At 71.4% G+C, this 18540-nt stretch carries 25 protein-coding genes and 1 tRNA gene; 11 read left to right on the top strand and 15 right to left on the bottom strand.

Annotation, left to right across the window (positions count from 1 at the left end; genetic code table 11):
* Nucleotides 1-107: 107 nt before the first annotated feature.
* The 4 genes from OG937_40250 to OG937_40235 form a co-directional block, all read right to left on the bottom strand.
* Complete coding sequence (locus tag OG937_40250; protein WUD77506.1) at nt 108-1127, bottom strand: ABC transporter permease; 1020 nt, start codon at nt 1125-1127, stop codon at nt 108-110.
* Nucleotides 1124-2038, bottom strand: a complete 915-nt coding sequence (locus tag OG937_40245) for an ABC transporter ATP-binding protein (protein WUD77505.1) — start codon at nt 2036-2038, stop codon at nt 1124-1126. Before OG937_40245 ends, OG937_40250 begins: the two co-directional genes overlap by 4 nt.
* 37 nt (nt 2039-2075) lie before the next feature.
* The gene (locus tag OG937_40240; GenBank protein WUD77504.1) at nt 2076-2342 is read right to left on the bottom strand and encodes a hypothetical protein; all 267 of its coding nucleotides are present in this window, start codon (nt 2340-2342) and stop codon (nt 2076-2078) included.
* Between the two features lie 299 nt (nt 2343-2641).
* The gene (locus tag OG937_40235) at nt 2642-3286 is read right to left on the bottom strand and encodes a hemerythrin domain-containing protein (GenBank protein ID WUD77503.1); all 645 of its coding nucleotides are present in this window, start codon (nt 3284-3286) and stop codon (nt 2642-2644) included.
* 72 nt (nt 3287-3358) lie between these two features.
* On the opposite strand from OG937_40235, the gene OG937_40230 reads away from it, so the two are divergent.
* Complete coding sequence (locus OG937_40230; protein ID WUD77502.1) at nt 3359-3982, top strand: TetR/AcrR family transcriptional regulator; 624 nt, start codon at nt 3359-3361, stop codon at nt 3980-3982.
* Between the two features lie 15 nt (nt 3983-3997).
* On the opposite strand, the gene OG937_40225 is transcribed toward OG937_40230, so the two are convergent.
* On the bottom strand, nt 3998-4864 hold the full coding sequence (locus tag OG937_40225) for a helix-turn-helix transcriptional regulator (GenBank protein WUD77501.1): 867 nt from the start codon (nt 4862-4864) through the stop codon (nt 3998-4000).
* A gap of 203 nt (nt 4865-5067) precedes the next feature.
* Here OG937_40225 and OG937_40220 point away from each other — a divergent pair, with 203 nt between their 5' ends.
* Together OG937_40220 and OG937_40215 are read left to right on the top strand one after the other, a co-directional pair.
* Nucleotides 5068-5487, top strand: a complete 420-nt coding sequence (locus OG937_40220) for a cupin domain-containing protein (protein ID WUD77500.1) — start codon at nt 5068-5070, stop codon at nt 5485-5487.
* A gap of 105 nt (nt 5488-5592) precedes the next feature.
* A complete protein-coding gene (locus OG937_40215) occupies nt 5593-6630 on the top strand; it encodes an alcohol dehydrogenase catalytic domain-containing protein (GenBank protein WUD77499.1) in 1038 nt (345 codons plus the stop codon).
* Between the two features lie 73 nt (nt 6631-6703).
* Here the strand turns inward: OG937_40215 and OG937_40210 are convergent, their stop codons facing one another.
* Nucleotides 6704-6895, bottom strand: coding sequence for a hypothetical protein (locus tag OG937_40210; protein ID WUD77498.1), 192 nt, complete (start codon nt 6893-6895; stop codon nt 6704-6706).
* Between the two features lie 6 nt (nt 6896-6901).
* On the opposite strand from OG937_40210, the gene OG937_40205 reads away from it, so the two are divergent.
* Together OG937_40205 and OG937_40200 are read left to right on the top strand one after the other, a co-directional pair.
* Nucleotides 6902-7525 carry a hypothetical protein gene (locus OG937_40205; protein ID WUD77497.1) on the top strand — a complete coding sequence of 208 codons (624 nt, stop codon included), beginning with the start codon at nt 6902-6904 and terminating at the stop codon, nt 7523-7525.
* 112 nt (nt 7526-7637) lie between these two features.
* A complete protein-coding gene (locus OG937_40200) occupies nt 7638-8633 on the top strand; it encodes an aminoglycoside phosphotransferase family protein (protein WUD77496.1) in 996 nt (331 codons plus the stop codon).
* Between the two features lie 21 nt (nt 8634-8654).
* On the opposite strand, the gene OG937_40195 is transcribed toward OG937_40200, so the two are convergent.
* Nucleotides 8655-9524 carry a helix-turn-helix transcriptional regulator gene (locus OG937_40195; protein WUD77495.1) on the bottom strand — a complete coding sequence of 290 codons (870 nt, stop codon included), beginning with the start codon at nt 9522-9524 and terminating at the stop codon, nt 8655-8657.
* Between the two features lie 163 nt (nt 9525-9687).
* On the opposite strand from OG937_40195, the gene OG937_40190 reads away from it, so the two are divergent.
* A complete protein-coding gene (locus tag OG937_40190) occupies nt 9688-10743 on the top strand; it encodes an NAD(P)-dependent alcohol dehydrogenase (protein WUD77494.1) in 1056 nt (351 codons plus the stop codon).
* Here OG937_40190 and OG937_40185 read toward each other — a convergent pair whose 3' ends face one another.
* Entirely contained in the window at nt 10744-11211 is a 468-nt protein-coding gene (locus tag OG937_40185; GenBank protein ID WUD79025.1) for an Lrp/AsnC family transcriptional regulator, read from the bottom strand.
* Between the two features lie 114 nt (nt 11212-11325).
* Here OG937_40185 and OG937_40180 point away from each other — a divergent pair, with 114 nt between their 5' ends.
* From OG937_40180 to OG937_40170, 3 genes are all read left to right on the top strand, one after another.
* Nucleotides 11326-11826 carry a DUF2000 domain-containing protein gene (locus OG937_40180; protein ID WUD77493.1) on the top strand — a complete coding sequence of 167 codons (501 nt, stop codon included), beginning with the start codon at nt 11326-11328 and terminating at the stop codon, nt 11824-11826.
* A gap of 83 nt (nt 11827-11909) precedes the next feature.
* Entirely contained in the window at nt 11910-12356 is a 447-nt protein-coding gene (locus OG937_40175) for a hypothetical protein (protein WUD77492.1), read from the top strand.
* 48 nt (nt 12357-12404) lie between these two features.
* Nucleotides 12405-12608, top strand: coding sequence for a hypothetical protein (locus OG937_40170; protein WUD77491.1), 204 nt, complete (start codon nt 12405-12407; stop codon nt 12606-12608).
* Between the two features lie 39 nt (nt 12609-12647).
* Here the strand turns inward: OG937_40170 and OG937_40165 are convergent, their stop codons facing one another.
* From OG937_40165 to OG937_40150, 4 genes are all read right to left on the bottom strand, one after another.
* The gene (locus tag OG937_40165) at nt 12648-12863 is read right to left on the bottom strand and encodes a hypothetical protein (GenBank protein ID WUD77490.1); all 216 of its coding nucleotides are present in this window, start codon (nt 12861-12863) and stop codon (nt 12648-12650) included.
* A 108-nt stretch (nt 12864-12971) separates the two neighbouring features.
* Complete coding sequence (locus OG937_40160) at nt 12972-13349, bottom strand: helix-turn-helix transcriptional regulator (GenBank protein ID WUD77489.1); 378 nt, start codon at nt 13347-13349, stop codon at nt 12972-12974.
* Between the two features lie 266 nt (nt 13350-13615).
* The gene (locus OG937_40155; protein WUD77488.1) at nt 13616-13777 is read right to left on the bottom strand and encodes a hypothetical protein; all 162 of its coding nucleotides are present in this window, start codon (nt 13775-13777) and stop codon (nt 13616-13618) included.
* Between the two features lie 26 nt (nt 13778-13803).
* Nucleotides 13804-14412 carry a helix-turn-helix domain-containing protein gene (locus tag OG937_40150; GenBank protein WUD77487.1) on the bottom strand — a complete coding sequence of 203 codons (609 nt, stop codon included), beginning with the start codon at nt 14410-14412 and terminating at the stop codon, nt 13804-13806.
* Nucleotides 14413-14542: 130 nt separating this feature from the next.
* Here OG937_40150 and OG937_40145 point away from each other — a divergent pair, with 130 nt between their 5' ends.
* Nucleotides 14543-15544 (top strand): alpha/beta hydrolase, encoded by a 1002-nt coding sequence (locus tag OG937_40145; GenBank protein WUD77486.1) that lies wholly within the window; start codon nt 14543-14545, stop codon nt 15542-15544.
* Nucleotides 15545-15636: 92 nt separating this feature from the next.
* Here OG937_40145 and OG937_40140 read toward each other — a convergent pair whose 3' ends face one another.
* The 3 genes from OG937_40140 to OG937_40130 all read right to left on the bottom strand — a co-directional run bounded on the left by OG937_40140 (nt 15637) and on the right by OG937_40130 (nt 16732).
* Nucleotides 15637-16068 (bottom strand): hypothetical protein, encoded by a 432-nt coding sequence (locus OG937_40140; protein WUD77485.1) that lies wholly within the window; start codon nt 16066-16068, stop codon nt 15637-15639.
* Nucleotides 16069-16434: 366 nt separating this feature from the next.
* Nucleotides 16435-16605 carry a hypothetical protein gene (locus OG937_40135; GenBank protein ID WUD77484.1) on the bottom strand — a complete coding sequence of 57 codons (171 nt, stop codon included), beginning with the start codon at nt 16603-16605 and terminating at the stop codon, nt 16435-16437.
* A 52-nt stretch (nt 16606-16657) separates the two neighbouring features.
* A tRNA-Trp gene (locus tag OG937_40130) sits at nt 16658-16732 on the bottom strand.
* A gap of 394 nt (nt 16733-17126) precedes the next feature.
* Here OG937_40130 and OG937_40125 point away from each other — a divergent pair.
* Nucleotides 17127-18335 carry an acyltransferase gene (locus OG937_40125; protein ID WUD77483.1) on the top strand — a complete coding sequence of 403 codons (1209 nt, stop codon included), beginning with the start codon at nt 17127-17129 and terminating at the stop codon, nt 18333-18335.
* Nucleotides 18336-18540: the final 205 nt, after the last annotated feature.

The raw sequence follows: 18540 nt of genomic DNA, 5'->3' as shown, positions 1-18540 counted from the left end.
GAACCGCTCACCACCAGATTCGGCGGGGACGCCGCACGGATGAAGGCATCACCGATCCAGGGAGCGCCGATCCCTCTTTGGCGGGGTCGCCCCCGGAGCGCGGGTCGTCAGGCGGGGTTCCGGCGGATCCACCACACGGACAGGGCGACCAGCGCGGCGCCCATGGCCAGGCACAGGCCCGTGGCCGTCCATTGCAGCGGCCAGAAGTCCGACGCGGGGTGGTACTCCGCCCAGCGGCCGGTGATGCCGCGGGAGGCGAGGCACTGCTTCACGTTCCCGGCGGCGTAGCAGTCCCAGGCCTCGGGCACGCGCCGCCCGTCCTTGGACAGCGGGCCGTCCGCCAGCAGCCACGCGGTCCTGGGGGCCGGCGGTTCCGAGGTGTGCTGCGCGTACGCGGTGCTGACCGGCCAGATGCCGGGCCGGAGCGCCTCCAGCAGGGCGAACAGCCCGGCGCCGGTGACGAGGGTCGCGCCCATGGCCAGGACGGTACGGCGCAGGACGAGGCCGAGGGTCGTCCCGAGGAGGTAGAGCAGGACGCCGAGGCCGACGACGACCGGCCCGACCCCGTAGAACGGGTACCACATGTGCCAGTCGAACAGGGGGCCCATGGCCTTGGCGACGGGGTGCCACCACCAGGTCATGGCGGCGGCGATGACGCCGCTGACGACCGCGGTCATGGCGAGCGGCACACCCAGCTTCGCCGCGAACCAGCGCATGCGGGTCACGGACTGGGTGGCCACCGTGCGGTACGTGCCCGATTCCAGCTCCTGCGCGAGCTGCGGCCCGCCGAGGAACAGCCCGAACAGGAACGGCAGCAGCAGCATCGCCTGGAGCGGCCGCCGCATCGGGAACTGGTACCGCTGCCCGAACGTGTTGAGGCGGCCGAGGCACGAGTCGGAGTACTCGTGGCCGTGGCAGGCGTCGAGGTGCTGCGCGGCGACGGCCGCGGCGATGTGCTGGTGCTGTACGACGGCGTAGACGGCGACGGCTGCCGCGGCCGCCAGTCCGATCCAGAAGGCGGTGCGGTTCTGCCGCCAGATCAGCCAGGTCAGCCCGTGCAGTCGCGGCCTGCGGCGGAGGACGGTGCGCGTGCCGGTGGGCGTGCCGGTGCGGGTGCCGGTGCTCATGCCGCCACCACCTCGCGGCCGGTGGTGACCTGCGCGCTCGGGGTGAGCAGCGCGGGTGCGTCGGGCGTCCTGAGGTACCCGAGGACGAGCTCCTCCAGGGTGGGGGCGCGGTGGTCGGCGTCGGGGGGCGGTGCGTCGGGGGTCCGTACCAGCGAGGTGAACCCTCCGTCGCTGCCGGTGGTCGCGATGACCTGGTGGCCGTCCAGGTCCTCCCGTCGGCGCGTGGTGAGCTGCCGGTGCTCGGCGAGCAGGAGTTCCACCTCGCCGGCCAGCCGGACGGTGCCGTTGTTGACGAGCACGAGGTAGTCGCAGGCGTTCTCCAGCTCGGAGACCAGGTGCGAGGACATCACGACGGTCGAACCGTGCCGCCGGGCCTCGGCCTGGAGGATGTCGGTCATCTGGTGCCGGACCAGGGGGTCCAGATCGGCCATCGGCTCGTCCAGGAGCATCAGTTGGGGGCGCTTGCCCAGGGCGAGGGCGAAGGCCACGCGGGTGGCCTGTCCGCCGGAGAGGGTGCCCACCCGGGCGTTCAGGGGAACCCCGCCGGCCTCGATGACGGACTCGGCGGTCTCCTGGTGCCAGGTGGGGTTCAGCTCCTCGCCCATGCGCAGGACCTCGCTGACGCGGAACCGCGGGTAGAGGGCCTTCTGCTGGCTGAGGAACGCGGTGCTCTGGCGGGCCCACGCGCTGCCGGGACGGTGCCCGGACAGCGTGATCGTGCCGGTGGTCGGCGTGATCAGGTCGGCGGCCAGGGACAGCAGGGTCGTCTTGCCCGCGCCGTTGGGGCCGACGAGCGCGCAGACGCGGCCTGCGGGCAGGCGGAAGGAGGTGTCGCGCAGCGCCCACCCGCGGCGGTAGCGCCTGCCCAGCCCGATGGTCTCGATGGCGGGGACGTTGGGGGAATCGGTCATGACGTGGTGGCCCGTGTGGTCTTCCTGTGCGTCCTGGTCATTCACCGGCCGGAGAGGTGGCCGCGGCCGCGGCGTACCGGCGGCGCCAGAACAGGGTCAGCAGCGCGCCGCCCACGACGACGAGGGCCAGGTGAGGCAGTCCGGGGACGGTCAGGGCGGCGCCCCACAACGTCAGATGGGCGAGCAGCCGACCGGCCAGTGGCACACCGCCCAGCAGGAGGAGCGCCGCACCGAGCAGGCCGGCGGCGAGCAGTGCGGGGCGCTGGGCCAGGGGGACGGTATCCGTACGCGAAGTTCGGTTCATGGAAACGAAGTTATGGCGCGGGCCGGGCGCCGGACTTCGGCAGAAAGTCTGCGTTCCACGGGTGACGAAAGTCGCGACCGGCGGCGGCACCCATACCTTCGTCTATTGCTTCGCGCGGCCCGGGCCCGGCGACTCGCTCCCGGGCGGTTCGCCGGTGTCCGTGCGCCCCGAAGTGTCCCCGGCCGCTCCGGGGCGCACCCTGGAAATGCGGCCCCGCTCCCGCTTGCCGAATCCGCCCTCGGGGCGGGGCCGCCCGGCGTCCGTCCGCCGGCCTGGGCGCCCCGCCCCTCGTGCCCGGGTCAGGCCTCGACGCCGCGCAGGCTCCGGAGGTCGTCCGCCGCCTGCTGGCGCAGCACGGGCACGAGCGGCCGCACCGGCTCCGGGAGGGCGGCGAGCATGAGTGCGACCTCCTCGGCGGATCCCACCTCGTCGAGGAAGCCGATCATGAGGTGTCCGGCGACGGGCGGCGTGGTGGCGATCACCCGCTGTGAGAAGTCGGCCCAGTACTCGGGGGTGATGTGCTCCCTCAGTGCGGGGAAGAGGACGGGCTCTTCGTGGGCCAGGTGGCTGTGCACCGTGTCGCGTACGGCGACGGCCGCCTCGCGGAGCGTGGCCCGGGCCCCGTCGCCCTCGCCGTCGCCCAACTCGACGGCGGCGAGCCGGTCGAGGCCCTCGTCCAGGGCCTCGTGTTCAGCGCTCAGCTCCTTGAGCGCCTCCGCGGCCGCCGGTGCCGTCGTCAGGATCCGCGGCCACAGGTCCTCGTCCTCGGTCTCGTGGTGGTGGCGGAGGTTCACCACGAGGAAGTCACGCAGCTGGGCCAGCGTGCCCAGGGGTGCGGAAGGCCGAATGGCCGCCTCCGCCAGCAGTGTCGTGGCCACGCGGTGTACCTCGTGGGCGAGCCGGGTCTCGATGACGGCCATGGGCTCTTGGGAGGAGTGGTTCATGGATCGGAACATATTCATTAGAAGCAATTATTGTCAATATAGTCACTTACGGTGGAGGGGTACGATGCGTCGGTGACGAGCCGGAAGTACCACTCCCCCCTGCGCGCCCATTCGGCCGCGAGCACGCGCGAAGCGATCCTGAACAGCGCCCAGGCGCTCTTCCTCGCCCGCGGGTACGCCGGGGTGACCATCGGGGAGATCGCGGAGGCGGGGAAGGTCGCCGTGCCCACGGTGTACAGCAGCGTGGGGAACAAGCCGAAGATCCTGACGGCCTTGCTGGAGCCGGCCCTCACCGACCCCGCCATCGCCGACTCCCTCGCCGCCGTCGGCACCAGCGACGACCCGCGCGCCGTCATCGAGCTGACCGCCGCGGGCACCCGGCTCACGCACGAACGCCACTGGGAGCTGGTGTACGGGCTCTTCTACCGGGATCCGCCCGGGGAACCGGCCGTCAAGGCGGTGCTGGACAAGGGGGCGGACGACTACGTCCAGGCCCTGAATCGGGTCGCGGACCGCCTCGTGGCGCTCGACGCGCTCCGCTCCGAGGTGGGTCGCGCCGAGGCCGTCGACGTCCTGTGGTTCCTTCTCGGCCCGCACGCCTGGATCACGCTCGTCGGTGAACGGGGCTGGGCCTTCGACCGCGCCCAGACCTGGATCGCCCGTGCCGCCTGCCGGGAACTGCTCGAGCAGGCCTGAGGCGACTTCGGTCGTTCAGTCGGCGGCCGCCGCGGAGAGGTCCCGGTCCGCGGCCCAGGAGGCCAGGATGCGCAGCCCGTCGTAGGTGGGCGAACCGACCTCGGCGGTCCAGATCACGAGTTTCTGGTCGGGGTCGGTGGTGGCGGTCAGGGTGTCCCAGTCCAGGGACAGCTCACCGGCCACGGGGTGGTTCAGGACCTTGGTCCCGACACTGAGCGTCGCGACGTGGTGGGCGGCCCACCAGGTGCGGAAGTCCGCGTCCTGCACGGACAGTTCCCCGACGAGCGCGGTCAGCCGCGGGTCGTTGGGATACTTGGCGGCCTCCATGCGCAGCTGGGCCACGCAGGTGCGGGCCACGGTCTTCCAGTCGGCGTACAGGGTGCGCATGGCGGGGTCGGTGAACAGTATCCGGGGATAGTTGCGGTGCTTCTCAGGGATCCTCCCGAAGTCCGTGACGAGCGCCGCGGCGAGTGAATTCCAGGCGATGACGTCCATCCGCCGCCCCATCACGATGGCCGGGGTGGCGGTGAGGTCGTCCAGAAGGCGCCGCAATTGCGGCTGGACCTTCCGGCCGGCCCGGCGCCGGGGCCGCGCGGTCTCCTTCCCGGCGAGGCCGAAGAGGTAGTTCCGCTGGTCGTCGTCGAGGTGGAGGGCCTGGGAGAGCGCGTCCAGGACCGGAGCGGACGCCTGCATCCGGCCCTGCTCCAGGCGTGTGTAGTAGTCGGTGGAGATCGCCGCGAGCTGGGCGGCCTCTTCCCGGCGCAGCCCGCTGACGCGGCGGTTGCCCGCGCCCTCGGGCAGGCCCACGGTACGGGGGCTGAGCTCGCCCCGGCGGGCCTTGAGGAACTCACCCAACTCGTTGAGCTGTGCGTCGGGGGCCATGGCTCCAGTGTGGCACCCGCCCGGGAACCGTTGAGGGGGAGAGTTTCCTCCCAGGATGTTCTCCCCCGGGAGGGAACTCTCCCTGGGCGGGCCCGCGGGCGGGTGCCAGCCTGGAAAGCGCGGCACCGGACATGCTCCGCCGCCCGCCGGTTCCCACTCGCGGACACCGCCGACCGCAAGAACGCGAAGACGAAGGAAGACCGATGGAATTCGTGACGTCCCGGCCCACCGTCAAGGGTCCCGGGGAATGGTTCACCGGGGACGTGTGGTTCGACGTCATCCTCGCCGGCGTGGAGCCCTCGCGGATGCGCGCGAACATGGTCCGCTTCTCCCCCGGCGCCCGCACGGCCTGGCACCGTCACGCCGTCGGCCAGACCCTGCACGTCGTCGAGGGCGTCGCCCTGGTCGGCACCCGCGACGGGACGCTCTTCGAGGTCCACCCCGGTGAGACGGTCACCTGCCCGCCCGATGAGGACCACTGGCACGGCGCGACGCCGGAGAGGTTCATGCAGCACCTCGCGATGTGGGAGGGCCTGGGGGACGACCGCCCGGAGACCACGTGGCTGGAGCAGGTCGCCGACGAGCAGTACCGCGGTCCCCGCACCCGGAGCCACAGCCGCTGACCCCCGCCACCGCATCTTCCTGCCCCGCGCCCGCGCCGGCGTGGCAGGACCCGTTCTTCGATCACCCCCTTCCTCACGTCCATCCGTGGAAAGAGAGCCGTGCCCATGCGGGCGACCTTCCTGTACAAAGCCGGTGACGTGCGCGTCGAGGAGACGCGTGACCCGGTCGTCGAGCAGCCCACCGACGCCGTCGTGCGCATCGTGCGCAGTTGTGTGTGCGGCAGTGACCTGCACCCGTACCGCGGCATGCCCGCCGCCGACGGCCCCGTGCCGATGGGGCACGAGTTCCTCGGCGTCGTCGAGGAGACCGGCTCCGAGGTCTCCGGCCTCAGGCGCGGCGACCTGGTCGTCTCCCCCTTCGCCTTCGCGGACGGCACCTGCGCGTACTGCCGGGAGGGGCTGCAGACCTCGTGCCCGCGGGGCGGCTGGTACGGGGCCGGCGGTGTCGGAGGCGGTCAGGCCGAGGCCGTCCGCGTCCCGCAGGCACAGGGCACGCTGGTGAAGCTGCCGACGGGGGTGGACCAGGCGCTGCTCCCCTCGCTGCTGACCCTCGCCGACGTCTACGGGACGGGCTTCCACGCCGCCAGGCAGGCCCGTGTCCGATCCGGTGACGCGGTCACCGTCATCGGTGACGGCGCGGTCGGCCTGCTGGCCGTCCTGTCCGCGAAGCAACTCGGGGCGGAGCGGATTATCCTGATGGGCCGTCACCGGGACCGCACCGACCTGGGCCGCTTCTTCGGTGCCACCGATGTCGTCCCCGAGCGTGGCGAGGAGGGCGTCGCCAGGGTGCGCGACCTGACCGGCGGTCACGGAACCCGGGCGGTGCTGGAGGCCGTGGGGCACATGCCGGCGTACGAGACGGCCGTGGGTGTGGTGCGTCCCGGCGGTGTCATCAGCCGCGTCGGGGTACCGCAGTACACGGACGCCCCGGTCGGCTTCGGCAGCCTCTTCGGCCCGAACGTGACCCTGACCGGTGGCCCGGCACCGGTGCGGCCGTACGTCGACGAGCTGCTGCCCGCCGTCCTGGACGGCACAGTCGAGCCGGGCCGCGTCTTCGACCGCACCGTCTCCCTGGACCAGGTGCCCGAGGGCTACCGGGCGATGGACCGGCGCGATGCGCTGAAGGTGCTCATCACCGCGTGAACCGGGTGGCCCGCGCCCAGAGTGAGACGGTAACGGAGCTGCCGCTCCGGTGGCCGCCCACCCGCTGCCCCCGTCACTGCCCGTCGAGGTAATTGACGTAGAGGACGACGGCGGGAAACTTGACGTTGAGGGCGCCGGCATCGGTGGTCAACTGCTCGTCGCACGAGAGGAGTTCCCCACCCCGAGGGTCGAACACGAGGGTCTGCACCTTGGGAAGGCCGCCGTAGGTGGTCGCCACGGGCCCCGTCGTCGGACAAGAGATCATGAGCGCATGGCACACACGCGATCGGCCCTGCAACCGCTGCTCCTGTCGGCTCTGATGGCGCTGTCCGCCTGTGGGACGCAGTCCGCGAACGGGGCCGCGCTCGAGAGCAGGGCGCGGTCCCTGGGCATCGATCCGGCCATGGTGTACGTCACCGACGTCCCCGGTTACCGCGTCGCCCTCCAGTCCGTCGGCGTCATCGGCGACCACGGGTTCGGGGTCGCGTACAGCGGCCCGGGGGGAGGGACCATCGAACTGCGGGTCGACGAGCGCGCTTTCAGCGGCCCGGTCGGTTGCGCCGAGGACACCGGCGCGGCGGGGACCGGTCGGGCGACCTGCGAGCAGGAGGGGAACCACTGGTACCGGGCGACGAGTACGTCGCACTCGTACGTGCTGGAGGACGCGGGCCGCGTGATCCGGCTGTCCGCGGATCCGGGCACCGTGGGCCGCGACGTCCTGCGGCAGGCCGCCGAACACGTCCACCGGGCCTCCAACGCGGAGTCCGCCCGTGTCCTGCCGTCCGAGGACGGGGGCGGGGACGGCCAGGAGCGGCCCGAGCGCGGCGACCTCCCGGCGAACGGCGACGGCGCCCCGCAGGACCCGGCCGGTCTCTTCGCGGGGACCAGCGGCTGACGGGCACCCGCACCGTCCGGCGCTCCAGGCCCGTACGGCTAGTCTCTGTGCGGTCGGGCGCAGCCGGGTGGCACCGCCCAGGTGGCGGCCGGTGGGCCGGGGAAGGACGGATGTGGACTTCGAGCCGATCCTGCGCGCCGAACACGCGTTTCAGCAGGGCCTGTCAGCGCAGGAGATCCAGGCCATCGCCAGCCGCGCCTTCGGGGCCGCGGCCCGGGTCGACTCGGCCGTGGAGCTGGGCCTGGGGATGTACAACAACACCTACCGCCTCACACTCGCCGGGCAGCGGCGGCCGGTGATCCTGCGGGTCGCCCCGGAGCCACGCAGGCAGTTCGTCTCCGAGCGGGAGCTGATGCGCAACGAGTACGCGAGTGTGCCGTGGCTGTCGGTGGTCGCCCCGTTGATGCCGCGCGTGATCGCCGCCGACTGGTCGCACGAGGTGATCGGGCGGGACTGGATGGTGCAGAGCCTGCTCGACGGTGTGCCGGCTCCGGGCCATCTGGACACATACCCCCGATCGGCATGGCCGGGCTTCTTCCGCCAACTGGGCGCGGTGGCCAGGACGGTGCACGCGGTGCGGGGCCCGCACTTCGGGCCGGTCACCGGTCCCGGGTACGCCACGTGGAGCGAGGCGGTCGTCGCCTCGCTCGAGGACATCGCCACCGACCTCGACGGCGTCGGCCTGGACGCGGCGGATCTCCGCAAGGTGGCGGCCGTGGCCATCGACCACCGCGCGGTGCTCGACGAGGTCACCGAGCCGCGCATGCTCGCCGGCGACCTGTGGACCGTGAACGTCCTGATCGCCGAGGGTTCTCCCGAGCCCCGGATCACCGGGGTCCTGGACATGGACCGGACCTTGTGGGGCGATCCGGCGGCGGACTGGACGATCCACATGGCGCGGGCCAGGCCCGGCAGCGAGCGGGAGGCGTTCTGGGACGCCGACGGCTACGGCTCACCGGCGGACTCACCCGCCGCGGTGTGGCGCTCCCACGTGTACCGGGCGCGTCACATCGGTGCGATCCGGCTGGAACACCATCGCCTGGGCAACACCGATGGCGTCCGCGGCACATACGAAGACCTGGCGGCCGTGCGGGCGGAACTGGCCTGAGGCGTTGGGACCGGGCAGGCCCTACGGCCGGACGTGCCGGTCGGCGTCCTCGGCCGCGGGCACGTTCCAGCTGGCCAGGATGCGCAGCTTCTCCTCCGACGGCGAGCCCCGGTCGGCCCTGAAGACGATGACGCTCTGGCCCCTGCCGCCGGGCAGGGCCATCGTCTCGTAGTGCAGGCTCATCTCGCCGACGGTCTCGTTGAAGAACCGCTTCACGCCGTACGAGTGCTCGTACAGCCGGTACTCCGCCCAGTACCGCGCGAAGTCCGGCGAGGCCACCGCGATCTCCCCCACGAGCTGCTCCAGCACGGGGTCCGCCGCCCGGTCCGCGGCGACCTGGCGCAGTGCCGCCGCGACCTGGGGCGCGATCTTGTTCCACTCGGGGTAGACGGTCCTGGCCCGGGGGTTGAGGAACGTCCAGCGGGCGAGGTTGCGTTCCTTGACGGGCATGGCGTCGAAGTCGTCGATGAGGAGCCCCGCGGTGTGGTTGACCGCCAGCACCTCCAGTCGCGGCCCGTGCACCATGGCGGGCAGGTCGAGGGCGTGCACCATGGCGACGACGCCCGGCCTGGCCTTCACCGGGGGCGGCGCCGAGGGGGTGGGCCGGCTTCCCGCGTTCCGTACCAGCGTGCGGAAGTGCGCGCACTCCAGCTGGTCGAGGTGGAGTGCCTTCTCCACCGCTCCGAGGACCTCCTCGGAGATGCGGCCGATCCGCCCCTGTTCCAGCTTCGTGTAGTAGGCCACGCTCACGCCGGCGAGGGCCGCGACCTCCTCGCGCCGTAGTCCCGGGACCCGTCGGCTGCCGTAGCCGACCGGCAGTCCCGTCTGCCCGGGGTCGATCGCCGCCCGCCGGGAGACGAGGAAGTCCCGCAAGGCCCTCTCAGCGTCCATACCCCCAGGTATAGCCGAGCCCCGCCGCCGCGGGGCCCCGAAGGTGGCTCTGCGAGTAGCACCCTCAGCACGGTCACGCTCCCTCTTCGCCGGGGGCCCCGCACCTGGTGGAGTCGAAGACGGAAGTTCTCCCCGTCCGACGTCGCCCCACCAGGAGACAGGCATGCCTTTCGTCGTTCCCGCCCTCGCCGCAGCCGGCCCCGACGCGCCGGTCGAGCTCACGACCATCGAGCGCCGTGACCCGGGCCCTCACGACGTCGTCATCGACATCGCGTACACCGGCATCTGCCACACCGACATCGCCCTTCTGCGCAACCACTGGATGGAAGGCCTCTTCCCCATGGTCCCGGGCCACGAGATCACCGGGACCGTCGTCGCGACCGGCCCGGACGTCACCCGGTACACCGTCGGGGACCGGGTGGGCGTCGGCTGCTACGTCGACTCCTGCCGCACGTGCGTGAACTGCCTCAAGGGCGAGGAGCAGCACTGCCTCAAGGGCGAGGTCATCACCTACGGCGCGCTCGACTACGACAAGCAGCCCACCTTCGGTGGTTACAGCCGGAGGATCGTCGTGGACGAGAACTACGTCCTCCGCATCCCCGACGGGCTCGCCCTGGACGTCGCCGCCCCGCTGCTCTGCGCGGGGGTCACGATGTACGCGCCGCTGCGCCGCTGGGGCGCGGCGGCGGGCAGGAAGGTCGCCGTCGTCGGCATGGGCGGCCTCGGCCACATCGGGGTGAAGATGGCACACGCGATGGGCGCGGAGGTCACCGTGCTCAGCCGGAGCCTGTCCAAGCGCGAGGACGGTCTGCGGTTCGGAGCGGACGGCTACGTGTCCACCGAGGACGGTTCCTACGTCCGGGATCACGGGCAGAGCTTCGACCTGATCGTCAACACGGTGTCGGGCGCCATCGACACCAACGCCTACCTCGGACTGCTGCGCCTGGACGGCGTGCTGGTCAACGCGGGTGTCACCGCCGAGGCCGCCACCTTCCAGGGCATGCTGCTCGGCAGCCCGCGCCGGATCATCACCTCGACGAAGAACGGCAGCATCCGCGAGAACCAGGAGATGCTCGACTTCTGCGCGAGCCACGGCATCGCCGCGGACATCGAGACCGTGCCCGCGGACCGGGTCAACACCGCTCTGGAGCGGCTGGACCGCGGCGACGTGCGCTACCGCTTCGTCATCGACGTCTCCACCCTCGGGGCGTCGCGGTGATCACCCGGCGGGGCCGGGGCCCGGCGTGATCCGGGTGTTGGTGATGTGCTCGTAGACGATCGAGGAGCGCACGTCCGCGATCTCGGGGCGCTGGGTGAGCTGGTCGATGACGAACGCGTAGAGCGCGTTGTTGTCGGGGACCGCGACATGGATGAGGAAGTCCTCCGTGCCTGAGGTCACGTAGACGCCGAGCGTGTCGGGCAGCGCGCTGACCCAGGTGCGGAAGCTCTCGATGACCGTGCGGGACGGAGGCCGGACCCGCACCGCGATGAGGGCCTGGACCGGGCGGCCGATCGCCGCGAGGTCGACGTCGAGGATCGCGCCGCGGATGATGCCGCGGCGGCGCAGGGCCCGGGTGCGGTCGAGGGCGGTGGTGGGAGAGACCCCGACCGCCGCGGCCACCTCCCTGTTGGTCTTCCGTGCATCCGACTGCAGTTCCCGCAGGATCGCCGTATCAATCTCGTCCAGTGCCACCGAAATCGACCCTTCTCCGATACATATACGGATGCTTTGCATCTGCTTCGTATGAGTGCCTAGCATTTCAGCAATCCACCCGTATTTGATACCCCGAGGAGATCGCAGATGGGTGAGCTGCACGAGGCCCGCCAGGACATGCCCGGCCCGGCGGTCGGCTTCGCACCGGAGGAGGTGGACCTGGACCGGTCGACCCGCGACGCCCGGCTGAAGTGGGTGGTGGTGGTCGACGAGGCGCTGCCGGCGGGCCGGGCGTCGAACGCCGCCGTCTGTGTGGCGGCCCCGACGGCGGCCCGGGTTCCCGGGCTGCTCGGCGTGGACGTCACCGACGCCGAGGGCAACGTCCATCCGGCCCTGCCCTGGGTGGGCTGCACCGTCCTGACCGCCGACGCCGCCGCACTGCGCGCGATCCGCGCCAAGGCCGGCGCCTCCCCCGAGGTGTTCGTCGCCGACATGCCGGCCGCCGCCCAGCGCACGCTGGTCTACACCGACTACCGGGACGCCGTGGGCAGGACGTCGGCCGAGGCGATGGAGTACTGCGCGGTGAGCATCGTCGGCCCGCGCAACCGCGTCAACAAGATCGTCGGCAGACTCCCGTTGATGGCCTGAGCCCACCCGTGCGGCGGTGACCCCCGCTCGGGCCGGAAGGCCCTGGCCCTTGATGGGATGCGTGCTGCGGCTACGCTCCCGCCATGACCAGCGAGAAGGGGACCGCCCCGGTAAGGCACCAGCCGTGGGCTGTGGCCGCCGAGACACTCCGGAACATGCTCTTCTGCCTCGTTCCCCTGGGGCTCCTGGCGTTGGCCGCGTGGCCTCTGGGCTGGCTGCCGGACAGTCCCGGACCGGTCTTCGCCGCCGCTATCGCTGGTGGAAGCCGGCCCATCGCCGACCTGTACCGGGCCCGGCCTGCGGGCCGGCGTTCCGCGGTTGCCATGACGCTCTTCGCCGTGGTGGGACTGCCGGTGGCGGGCGGTGCGATCGCCTCGTGGATGTCGCCCAGCGCCGAGGACCTCGGATTCGCCCTGGGTACGGTGGTGGGTCTGCCCCTGGGGGCGGCTGTGTTCGTGTGGAGGATCAACCATCGCGGCCGGGAGGGGAGCAGCCCCCGCCCGGTCCTGGAGGGGAGCCGTCCCGGGTGAGGGGGCGCCGCCGTGCGCCCATCGCGGTCGCTGTTGCAGGCTGGGGTTATGCGCACCGAGGGACCGCCGGTGATCGTGGAACCGCCGGTCGACGGACGAAGGGTCGTGATCCGGGGCGAGTACTTCGGCACCGCGCACTCCCTGGCGGACCTGTTGCGGTACCTGTGGCTCGCCGGGTACGACGCGGGGACGGTCAGCTTGGCCGACCCGGGTCAGGTGGAGTGGCATGGGGGCGGCCCGGAGGCGTGGTGACGGCGCCCGGCGCACCCGTGAGGGCGGGCGGGCGCGGGGTCAGCGGGGCGAGCTGTAGCGGGAGCCCGGCCGTAGGCGTACGGCCCTGACGCGCTGCTGCTCGGTGAGCCCGTCGTCCTGGCAGTCCCCGCAGAGTTCGTGTCGGCCTTGGTCGGTGATGACGGTTCCCCAGCCGAAGCAGGCTCCGCATTCGCGGGCCAGGTCGACGTTCGCGCGGGGAGTGGGGTACGGCAACCCCTCTGCTCCTCGGATCATGAGACACCCCTCTGCACTACCTCCGGAGATTTTGCGTGGTTATTACCCACTCGCCACGACATACACCCATTTCGGGTGATTTCTGTGGCAGCGGTCCGTCCTCCCCTGCTACCGGGCGCGGCGCAACCGGCGTGCGCTCCACTGCGCGAGGGGCTGCAGGGCGGCGATGAGCGCCTGGCCGTCGGGGGCGAGCGCGTAGCGGACCTGCACGGGGGTGCTCGGGATGACGGAGCGCTCGATGAGGCCCTCGGCCTCGAGTTCCTTCAGGCGCTGGGCGAGCAGCCGGTCGGAGATGCCGGCGATGACGGCGCGGTACTCGCCGAACCGGCGCGCGCCCTGGGCCGCCGCGGCCAGGATCGCGCCCGTCCAGCGGCGTCCGACGAGCTCGACGGCACCTTGGAAGCTCGGGCACGCCTCGTCGTGGACCGAGCCGCGCTCCAGGCGCAGCGGCTGGGGGCTGATCGTCTCGTGGGATCGCGTGGTCATCCCTCGGAGCGTAGTTCCGCCCTGCCGCCCGGGCGGCCGTCGTGCCTGGTAAGGCCGGCACCAGGACGGGTCTTCCCTGGCGGCCGGGCATGTTCGCGCCGCAGCCTGGGAGCCGCCCGGCGCCCGGGCCCGGCGCCGTACGGCGAGCCGGACGGCACACCCCGCCTCCGTCCGTGACGGGTGACTCCCGTACCCGGGTGTCACACGCGCGGGCCCGCCGGTGTCCTCATGCAGCACGGCCCGACGGGCCCACGGGATATGGGAGGTCAGCCGGTGCAGCCGGGGACGGGAACGGGCCCACCGCAGTTGTTCGGGCGGTTGTTGCGCACCGTGGAGCCGGTCAGTGTCACCGTGCCGTCCTTGTGGTAGATGCCGCCGCCGTCGGTTCCGGCCGTGTTGTCGGCCACCGTGGAACCGATCAGCGTCACCGTGCTGTCGATGTCATTCCAGCACCTTAGAGGCGGTCGTAGGGGGCCGTCGGCTGGACGCGGGGACGTAGGCGTTCGCCTTGAGGCCCGTACATGATCAGGTATTCGACTGGTGCGCCGAGACCGGCGTTGGCGAATCCATGAGGGGTGCGGGTGTCGAACTCGGCGACCTCGCCGGAGGTCAGGACGAGGTCATGGTCGCCGAGTGCCAGCCACAGCCGCCCCGACAGCACGCAGAGCCATTCGTATCCTTCGTGCGACGACTGGCGCGGCCGTGGGGGCTGTTCGTCGGTGGCCGGCAGGACGTGCTTGTGCGCGTGCAGCCCCCCGACATAGCGGGTCAGCGGCAGTACCGCCTTGTCGTCGACGCCACGCTGCCGCGCAGAGCTGGACGGCTTCTGCGTCGCTGCGGGGGTGGTGCCGGCCAGCGCGTCCAGGGAGACGCCATACGCCTTCGCCAGGCGCAGCAGCAGTTCCAGATTCGGTTTGCGCAGGCCGTTCTCGACCCGTGAGAGCGTGCTGGAGGCGATCCCGGTCGCCCGGCTGACCTCAGAGAGCGTGTCTCCGCGTTTCTCGCGCGCGGCCCGCAGGCGCGGCCCCATGGCGGCCAGGACTGCGGCGACGTCGTCCGCCATCCCACTTCACCTCCCTCGCGTATCTCCTGACCTGCCATTTTGCCAGTTTGTCAACGCCGCTCGCATCCCCGTCCGTCGACAACGCATGATCGACGGGTACCACGGCCACCGGGGAACCCGAGGAGAAGCCATGCACCAGCCCACGCCGTCCGGCGACCTGCGCCACCACACCGTCGACGCGCCTGCCGGACGGCTGCACCTGGTCGAGCAAGGCAGGGGGCCGCTGGTCCTGCTCGTCCACGGCTTCCCGGAGTCCTGGTACTCCTGGCGCCACCAGCTCCCGGCCCTGGCAGCGGCGGGATACCGGGCGGTGGCGCTGGACGTGCGCGGCTACGGCCGCTCCTCCAAGCCGACGGAGACGAGCGAGTACCGCATGCGCGCCCTGGTGGAGGACAACGTCGCCCTGGTGCACGCGCTGGGCGAGGAGACAGCGGTGGCCATCGGGCACGACTGGGGTTCGAACATCGCCGCCGCTTCCGCCTTGCTGCACCCCGGCGTGTTCCGCGCCGTGGGCCTGCTCAGCGTCCCCTACGCCCCGCCCGGCGGACCGCGCCCCAGCGACGTCTTCGCGCAGATGGGCGGAGACCAGGAGTTCTACGTCTCCTACTTCCAGCAGCCGGGCCGGGCCGAGGCCGAGATCGAGCCCGACGTCCGGGGCTGGCTCGCGGGCTTCTACGCCGCCCTGTCCGCCGACACGATGCCGGCCCAGGGACAGCCCGACCCGCACTTCGTCAGCGACGGCGGAACCCTGCGCGACCGCTTCCCCGCCGACCGGCTCCCCTCCTGGCTCACCGAGGCCGACCTCGACCACTACGCCGGGGAGTTCGAGCGCACCGGGCTCACGGGAGCACTCAACCGCTACCGGAACATGGACCGCGACTGGGAGGACCTCGCCCAGTTCAACGGCGCCCCCCTCACCCAGCCGTCCCTGTTCATCGGAGGCACCCTGGACGCCTCCACCACCTGGATGTCCGACGCGATCGACGCCTACCCGACCACCTTGCCCGGCCTGATCTCCTCCCACCTCCTGGACGGCTGCGGCCACTGGCTCCAGCAGGAACGGCCCCAAGAGGTCAACCACCTGCTGACCACGTGGCTCGCGGCACTGCCCCAGCCGGCACTCCGGCGATAGCGGATCAGGACGCCGGCGAGGCCGAAGCAGGCGAGGAAGCGCTGCACTCGGCCTGGCTGCCGTTACTCACCGAACGGGATACGGAGCCCCGTTCAGTGGCCGCCGCTGGACCCTACGTGGAACCTGGTCAGCGTGAACACGATGATGAGGTCCAGAACCATCACAGGAATCGCCCATGCGGGGTAATACGGAACGAACATGAACTGCGTGATCAAACTGATCCCTGCCACAGCTGCGCCGGCGCCGCGACCCCAGCTTTGGTTCATCAGGACACCGAACCCCGCGATGACGAGCGCCACTCCGATGACAAGGTGGATGACTCCCCAGGCGGTCAGGTCGAACTCGTAGGCGTAGTGGGACGACGTGACGAACAGCGTGTCCTTTGCAATGGCGGCTGCACCCATGAGGATGCTGAGCGGCCCGCTGAGCATCAGCAGGGACCCGGCGGCCACGGACGCGCCACTGAGCGTTTCGCCGCTGCCCTTGCCCCCGTCTCCTTGCCGTGCTGTGGGCATCGCTGTCATGACCGCCGCCTTTCCTGTACGGCGCGGCCACCGACGCACACTGCTTGTGCGAGAGCGGCCACGCTGTCTCTGACAGCATCACCACAAACGTCCGCTACCGCGACCGGATGCGTCCGCAGGGGTTTTCGGCGATTCGCGGGAGGTAAGGCGACCCGAGGAGCCGCAGCCCTCCTGCCCCTACCGCGTTCCCCAGAGGGCGGCGCCCCGCCCCTTCGGGCCCCGATCGGCGAGGAGGGCGTGACGGACGGGAAAGCCCACACGCCCCGGGGGAGAAAGCCACGTTGGCCGACGTCATAGCAGCCCGTTGCCGCGACCTGTCGCCGACTGAAAGCGCTGGGAACGCGGCCAGGTGTCAATCGCGCCGGTTCACAGTCCGGCCATGACCCGGGCGGCCGACTTGTCGCTGGCATGGCCTTCCAGTGCGGCCCACTCGGCGACGTCGAAGGGCCAGCGCGTGTCGGCGTAGGCGATGACGACGTGGCGGCCGTCCTGCCGGACGGTGTGCTGCGGGTCGCCTGGCTCGGTCCCGGCGGGCAACTGAATGTGCGCCGTCCGCCGCTCTCCGCCCCGGACGCACGGCTGGGTCGGGCGAAGCCGACCGGATTCGAACCGGCGTCCTCGCGATTTTGGAGACCGCGCGCGACTACCTCTGCGCTACGGCTTCGCCCGGCTGGGATCCTAGTCCCGCCATCCGTGCGCGGGGCGTACGGGCGCTCTCCGCCAGGACCCCACACGCTTTCCGAGTTTGTTGGTGCATGTCAGCGGCCGGTCTGTGGCCGTTCGCCTGCGTCACCTCTGTTCGGTGACGGTGAACGGCGCTGCTGCCATGTCGAGTTGAACGAGCCCCGGGGCCAGCGAAAGAGAAACCGTGCCGGGGGGCGTCGTTCGATGACCCGTGGGTCCGGAGCACTGAAGTCCGGCGGATGGCGCCGACAGAGGTAGGACCAGGGCGTGTATCGAAAGTCGATCTTCGAGGTGAGCGGAGTCCGTTGCGGGGGTGGCGCCCGGCGGCCGTCTTTCCAACACTGGTGACGTACAGGCGACGGGGGGGCACAGACATGGCGACGCGCACAGAACCGGCGCAGGCACCGCTACCGGAGCGGCGGCCGGAGCTGGACGCGATCCGGATGCTGGTCGTGATCGGGCTGGTCTTCTTCCACTCGGCGCTCGTATTCGCTGCCGACGACGATTTCTACGTCAAGAACGCCGAGACCACCGAAGCCATCATGATCATCGCCGGGTTCGGGGTCGTCTGGGCCATGCCGCTGCTGTTCCTCATCTCCGGCCTCGGTGCCTGGCACTCGCTTCAGCGCCGCGGCGCGGTCGGTTTCGCCAGGGAGCGGCTGCTGCGGCTCGGCGTTCCGCTGGTCTTCGCGACCCTCGCACTGAACCCGCTGCCGCAGTGGCTGCGGCTGCGCTCGGCCGACACCGACTACCACGAGTCGTACCTCGGCTTCCTGCCCCGCTTCTACGACGTGCACCTGGAGCCCGAAGAGTTCCCCTTCCTCCTCCAGGGCGAGCACTTCGAGACCGGCCATCTTTGGTTCGTCGTGCTCCTCCTGACGTTCTCCCTCATGCTGGTGCCGTTCCACCGGTGGTTGCCGCGCGAGCACGTCCGCCGCATCGGCGACCGGGTGGCGGAGGCGACCCTGCACCGGCGGGGCGTCGTGTTCCTGCCGGCCCTCGCCTTCGCGGCGATCTGTGCCTTCGCACGGCTGGAGGAGGACTACGCGGGCTGGCACCGCTGGTCGTACCTGCTGTTCTTCGTCGCCGGCTTCGCGCTCGCCACCGACGACCGCTTCCGCACCGTGATGCGGCGCGACGCCGGGACCACAGCCTGGCTCGGCGCCCTGCTGTTCGCGGCAGCCGGCCCCGGCTTTGCCCTGGCCGACGAGCCCTTCACGGAGATGACCGCCCTGGCCACCGCCTCACGGGCGCTGTTCGGTGCGGCCGGATGGTGCCTGGTGGTGGCCATCCCGGGCCTCCTCGACCGTCGGCGGCCAGAGCAACCGCGTGCGGCGCCAAACCCGACTCCAACGACGCGTCTGCGCCTGTATGGCTATCTCGCCGCAGCCGTGCTGCCGCTGTACGTCCTGCACCAGCCGATCGTGGTCGCCGTCGCGTACTTCGTGATCGGCTGGTCTGCGCCGATCCTGGTTGAGTACGCCGTGCTCGTGGTGATCGCCCTCATCCTCACCCTCACCGCGTACGAGCTGCTGGTCCGCCGCACGCGGGTGACCCGCTTCCTGTTCGGAATGCGACCCTAGGGGCGTCTCGAATGTGCTGGTCACAGCCACTCGTTGACAGCCGCTACGAGGACGGACGCCTCGTGGCGGGTAGGCGCGGTTCTTGCGGGAGGCGTACGCCTTGTCGGCGCGCACCCGCCTCGGCCGGGTGCGCGGTGATCGTCGGGCTCGGTGGCGACACCGCCGGTCAGCTCCTTCTGCAGGTCCCCCCTTTCCCGCGCTCCGG

This window comes from Streptomyces sp. NBC_00510, assembly GCA_036013505.1.
Taxonomy (GTDB): Bacteria; Actinomycetota; Actinomycetes; order Streptomycetales; family Streptomycetaceae; genus Actinacidiphila.
The sequence above is the reverse complement of the archived record's forward strand: the minus strand, read 5'-3'. Positions and strand labels throughout refer to the sequence as shown.